Origin of the sequence: Xanthomarina sp., assembly GCF_035306605.1 — a bacterium.
In the GTDB taxonomy this organism is placed as follows: Bacteria; Bacteroidota; Bacteroidia; order Flavobacteriales; family Flavobacteriaceae; genus Xanthomarina.
This window is the reverse complement of sequence record NZ_DATGNR010000076.1, coordinates 1-5,808: the sequence shown is the minus strand read 5'-3', so window position 1 is coordinate 5,808 and position 5,808 is coordinate 1. Positions and strand designations below refer to the sequence as shown.

The 5,808-nt window shown below is 35.0% G+C and carries 6 protein-coding genes; 1 reads left to right on the top strand and 5 read right to left on the bottom strand.

From position 1 onward, the window contains the following. Positions 1 to 152 (bottom strand): sigma-70 factor domain-containing protein (locus tag VKY41_RS10395; protein WP_500814388.1); only part of this gene is annotated, 152 nt, incomplete at its 3' end. A 170-nt stretch (positions 153 to 322) separates the two neighbouring features. On the opposite strand from VKY41_RS10395, the gene VKY41_RS10390 reads away from it, so the two are divergent. Next, positions 323 to 718 carry a hypothetical protein gene (locus VKY41_RS10390; RefSeq protein WP_500814387.1) on the top strand — a complete coding sequence of 132 codons (396 nt, stop codon included), beginning with the start codon at positions 323 to 325 and terminating at the stop codon, positions 716 to 718. A gap of 194 nt (positions 719 to 912) precedes the next feature. Here the strand turns inward: VKY41_RS10390 and VKY41_RS10385 are convergent, their stop codons facing one another. The 4 genes from VKY41_RS10385 to VKY41_RS10370 form a co-directional block, all read right to left on the bottom strand. Beyond that, positions 913 to 2,112: a glutamate-5-semialdehyde dehydrogenase gene (locus VKY41_RS10385; protein ID WP_500814386.1), complete on the bottom strand. Its 1,200-nt coding sequence runs from the start codon at positions 2,110 to 2,112 to the stop codon at positions 913 to 915. A gap of 11 nt (positions 2,113 to 2,123) precedes the next feature. Beyond that, positions 2,124 to 2,900 (bottom strand): glutamate 5-kinase, encoded by a 777-nt coding sequence (gene proB / locus VKY41_RS10380; RefSeq protein WP_500814385.1) that lies wholly within the window; start codon positions 2,898 to 2,900, stop codon positions 2,124 to 2,126. A gap of 1 nt (position 2,901) precedes the next feature. Continuing rightward, entirely contained in the window at positions 2,902 to 3,708 is an 807-nt protein-coding gene (gene proC, locus VKY41_RS10375; protein WP_500814384.1) for a pyrroline-5-carboxylate reductase, read from the bottom strand. Between the two features lie 318 nt (positions 3,709 to 4,026). After that, positions 4,027 to 5,463 (bottom strand): glycosyltransferase family 2 protein, encoded by a 1,437-nt coding sequence (locus VKY41_RS10370; RefSeq protein ID WP_500814383.1) that lies wholly within the window; start codon positions 5,461 to 5,463, stop codon positions 4,027 to 4,029. Positions 5,464 to 5,808 lie beyond the last annotated feature (345 nt).

Sequence of the window (5,808 nt, the reverse complement as noted above, 5' to 3'; positions counted from 1 at the left end):
AAAGCAAGTTGATCTCCTGCTTTAATACGTTGTGCTAATTCTACTTCCTCGTCTGCAGTAATTAAGTCAACTTTTCCAATTTCTTGAAGATATTTGTCTAGGGAAGCGGTTTCTCTATTGGTAACCTGCTTGGTAATTTTAAGTTGTCTCATCTATTGATTGCCTATAAATAATTAAGTTGATACTTTGTGTTATGGTTATACGTTTAAAGATTAAATTTTGTTACAGGAAAAGATGATTATTTTTTTGAAAGTACTTTTTTTCAAAAAAATTAATGGAAATGTAGTATCTTAAACCAATATTTAATTCAAAAATTAACGATATGAAAAAAATACTATTTTTATTTTGCGCATTTGCAATGATGCAGGTTTCAGCGCAAAACCTATCTTCAATATCCAAGAGTAATGCGTCTTCTAGCGGCTCAATGATTGAGAAGTTGGCTGCAGAACAGGTTAAGAGTTTAACCAAAAATTTAAATTTAAACGAAAAGCAACAAGAGCAGGTTTCTGGATTTGTAGTGGGCCAATTAAAAAGTGAAAAGTTTCAGAAATTGATAGTTAGTTCTGGAGCTGAGGAACTTGGAAGCGAAGAGTCTCAAGCAAAACAGGCAGATACAATTCAAGCAACATTATTGGGAGAAGAAAGTTTTCAAAAAGAAATGAGTTCTGTACTTGATGCAAAACAGATGGAATCTTTTAAAAGGAGTATTCCACAATAAGAACATCTTTATAAAATTTAAAAACCCATCAAATTTATACTTGATGGGTTTTTCATTATAAATACCCAATCACTAGAAAAGGAATATAATTCCGAGTCTAGAACTAGTAACTAGATAATTATCCGCATATTTATATAAAAAAAACGGCATTAGTTTTAAAGTCAATGCCGTTTGAAATGTGTTTGAATTATTTTTTACACACGTATATGGCCATTACCAAAGACATAATATTTATTAGTGACCAATTGTTTTAAACCTAATGGCCCACGATGGTGCAATTTGTCTGTACTAATTGCTAATTCGGCACCAACCCCCATTTGACCGCCATCCGTAAATCTGGTTGAAGCATTGTGGTATACCGCAGCACTATCTATTTGTTCCATAAATGTGGTTGCTTCATTTTTATCTTCAGTTATAATAACGGAAGAATGCCCACCGGAATACGTGTTAGTCATCGCAATAGCTTCGTCTAAACTAGCCACTTCTCCTAATAAAATTTTCATAGCTAGAAATTCTTCATACCATGTGTCTTCATTTGGAATTTGGGTTTCAGTGGTCAAAATCTTTGCTATTTTTTTATCGACCACTAGCGATACACCAACATGATTTAAAGTTTTTTGAAGGTCTTTGACTTTTTCTTTGTAATTGGAAATGTTTTTATCTATTAATACGTTGTCTAAGGCGTTGCATCCAGAAATCTTATCTGTTTTTGCATTGATAATTACTTTAACAGCCTTTTCCCAATCTGCGTGTTCAGAAACATATAAAAAGTTGTTTCCACGACCAGAAATTAAAACGGCACAAGTAGCATGATTTTTTACGAAATTAATTAAGCGTTCCCCACCACGAGGTACAATTAAATCAATTTTCTCTGTTGGATTTCTTAAAAACTCTTGAGTTTCTTCACGTTTTAAATGCAATAGTTTTATCCAATCTTTCGATAAGCCATTTTCTTCCAAAGCTTCATGCCAGCACTTTTCTAAAATGAGATTGCTGTTAATGGCTTCTTTCCCACCTTTCAATAAAATTTTATTGTTGGCTTTAAAAGCTAGAACAGCTGCTTCAATAGTGACATCTGGTCGCGATTCGTAAATAATCATTATTGTTCCAAAAGGCGCTGTTTTATTGGTAATTTGTAAACCGCTATCCAGAGTCATATCTGAAATAGTGGCACCAACCGGATCTGCTTGATCACGAACTTCTTTAATGGCTTGAATCATTCCATCTATTTTAGTAGAATTTACTACCAATCGGTCGTATAAAGCTTGATCTTCTTTGTTAAAAGCAGCTAAATCTTGTTGGTTTGCTTTAATTATATTGTTGCGTTCTCTTTCAATAATGTGAATCATTGAATTTAAAACGTTATTTTTTTTATCTGTATGTAATAATTCCATAAATGTTGTTTTTATTGAATAAATTTTGTTCCTACTTCCTTGTTGTCAAGAATGTCAACAATTACATTTGCCCGCTTTCCATTGGCTATATACGTTGGAATGTTCTTTTGTGCAGTTCCTTTCGCAATACGTAATTTCGATGCCATGCCGCCACGACCTTCACCTTCTTTTTTACCCGAAGCTTTTACGTATTGTTCCACATTTTGATTAAATGAAACTTCTTTAATCCTTATGGAATCTTCATCATCAGGATGTCCTGTGTAAAGACCTTCTGGATCCGATAGTATAATTAAACGGTCGGCATCGATCAATTCGGCTACCAAGCTGGCTAACTCATCATTGTCAGAAAACATAGACATGGTAATGGAAACTGCATCATCCTCATTGGCTATGGGTACAATGCCTTCCGATAACAAACCTTCATAGCAGTTAATCATATTCTCTCGATGTTTTCCAGGATCGAAATCTCGTTTTGTTGCTAAAACTTGTGCACAACGCATACCATAGTCGTGAAATAAACTATAGTAATGGCGCATCATTCGCGGTTGGCCAACAGCTGAATATACTTGGCGTCTAATGGATTTATCGGTGATATTCATGTCGCCTAAAACTTCCTTTCCCGCAATAGCCGACCCTGAAGATACTAAAACCACCATCACGTCGCGTTCATATAATACGGCTATTTGGCGCACTAATTCCCTTAAAACCGGGCCTAAAATGCGGTTGTCTTTATTGGTTAATACATTTGTTCCTACTTTTACTACTACGCGCTTAATGTCGTCGTCCATATTATTTTTCTTGTCCTAATTCTATTGCTCTATCAAAAGCGGCATATGCGGCATCTTGAATGAGTTGTTTTACATTATTGTCGTCCATAGAGTCTATGGCTGCTTGCGTGGTCCCACCTTTTGATGCTACGCGACTAATCCACATTTCTGGTGAAATATCCGATTGGTTGAATAATTCGATAGCACCTTCAAAGGTGTTACTTACCAATACTTTGGAATCGTAATCTGAAAACCCCATTTTTAAAGCGGCATCCAACATGGATTGCATAAAGTAAAACACATAGGCAGGGCCGCTACCCGAAATACCTGTAGAGGCATCAATAAATTTTTCGGTATTTACATGTATGGATGTTCCTGTGGTATCCAATAAATTACGAACTATTATAAGTTCTACCTTGGAAACATCTTTGGATTCGGTGTAGGAGGTAACGCCTTTACCAACTTTGGCTGGGAGATTAGGCATGGCCCGGACCACTTTTTTGGCACCTAGCTGCTCTTGAATAGTTCCTATAGTTACACCTGCCATTAACGACACAAATAGTTGCTGGTTGTTAATGTGTGTCTTCATGTTTTTAAATAAGGCTTCGGAATGATAGGGTTTTACAGCAATAAAAACAATGTCTGCTTTTGGTAAGCAAGCTTCTAAATTGTCGTAAACATCAAAAAGAGGTTCTTTACTTAATGTGGTAATCTTTTTTGGGTCGGTATCGTAAATTTTGAGTTTGTGTTTTCCTAAAAGAGGTGACTTTGACATCCCCTCAGAATAGGTTAAACCCATGTTACCGGCACCAATTACTAATAATTTCATATCGTTATAATATATTGATTAACTATGTTAATTTCTATATACAGTGCAAGGACTGTACGGAACACCCGAAATCGGGATTTAATTTCAATAAATCTTATTTACATGATATTTGAGGCGTATATTTGCGAAATCATCAATAATATACCTGTTTAATTAGTAATTGTGCAATACCTGCTTTTGATATAATTGACAAAAAGGTGACAGCTTGTCTGAAAAAGGCGTTGGTAAGTTGGTTTGTAGCCGATAAGTTGTTTTATAAAAAAGAGCCTAACAAATTCATGTTAGGCTCTTTTTTGTGTAAATTAGGATAGGTTTTACTTATCTTTTTTCTGCTAAACCACGGGTTAGCCAGCCTCTTCTACTTGCTGTAGCTATGGCATATGGTGTAATCCAAAATAGGCCAAACGTGTATAGAATGCTATAGGTATAAGCCCAAATGGATTCTTTTATTTCGTATCGATGTGAATAGAAGATAACCGAAAATGTAGAAGTGACTAAAATGCTTAATAAGGTGGATCCTAGAAATAAAAATGGATGCGTTAAAACGAAAAACAGCATAAAAATCACAAAAGGGTAACTCATGATTATGCGAGAGAATTGACTGATAAATAGTAAACGACTACCAAATTTATTACCTTCTCTAAAGTTGGTAAACACATATTTAGACATCACTAAGTTTTCTCTAACATTACTTCTTCCCCATCTGATAAACATTTTATAAAGTCCTGTGTATCCTTCAGGTACATTGGTGTAGGCCACAGCGTTTCTTTGAAATAACACATGTTTTCCTTGTTTTAATATCATGTTGGTCATGGCGCGATCTTCTCCAATATCTGATGGTTGCCCCATAAACGTTTGGTTGATCCACTCTGGTAAACAGGCATAAACGTCTGTGCTTCGGTAGGCAGCCAATGCTCCTGGCGTACATAATACCGAGTTTAAGGTACTTTCCGCAGAGCGTACAAATTCAAAACTCATAACAAAGCTTACATCCAGCATTTTGGGAAGCATTTCTTTTTTATTGTTTAAAACTCGGATGTTTCCTGCAACGGCACCACATTTTTCATCTTTTACAAATGGACTTACTAAATTTCTTAGGGTGTCTGTTGTAACGATGGAGTCACTATCAACAGTAACAAAAACATCACCTGTTCCTAAATTAAATCCACGGTATAGGGCATGACGTTTTCCTTTGTTTTTTGGTTGTTTAAGTATTTCTAAACGGTCTCCAAGACGCTTTTTGGCATTTACCATCCAATCCCAAGTGTCATCTAAGCTACCATCATCAATTGCTAACAGTTGCATTTTTTCTGTTGGATAATCACTTTCTGCTAAACTCATAAGGGTATCCCAAACTTGTTTGCTTTCGTTATAGGCAGGAACAATGATGGTAACAGTAGGTAATTCTTCGTTAGAAACGGACTCAATGGGTTTGTATTTAAAGTATCTAAAACCGATATAAAGAAAATAAAATGCTTTAAACACAAAGAGAATTCCGGCAATAACTAAAAACGTATATCCGATTATGGAGGTTTTACGAGCTGCATTAAATTTTTCAAAATCGACATAGAATATAGAAAACAAATAAACTCCTATGGTAATTAAAATGAGGGTGCCCAGTAAGGTGATTTTATTGTAAGAACTTTTAGGTTCCCCTTCATCATTGGAAGCAAAACTTAAATAGTTTATAAGTTTTTGAATTCTTGATTTGGTGTTAGTTTCTAGGCTTTTTGAAGTTGTTATTTTTGAATCCATGAATGCTTTATGTCGTTTTATTAGTGTTTATACTAAGATGTACGGCAATAGTTGATTTTTGGATTCTTTTTAATCTTTTTTTAAGAAAAAATGTTGCTTTTTATTGATTCTCGGTGTTTTTTGAGGTTTTTCCGTCTTGAAGAAATGAAAAAAGCCCATCAAGTTTTATTTTGATGGGCTTTAGTTTATAGGATATAAAAGAATTTAGTCTCTCTTATCTTCTCTTGGTTTTCTATCGTCGCGTCTGTTGTTATCACGTCCACGATTGTTATCACGAGATCCTCTATTGTTGTCTCTACTGTTGTTATCTCTTGGAGGTCTTTCTACAAAACCTTCAGGTTTAGG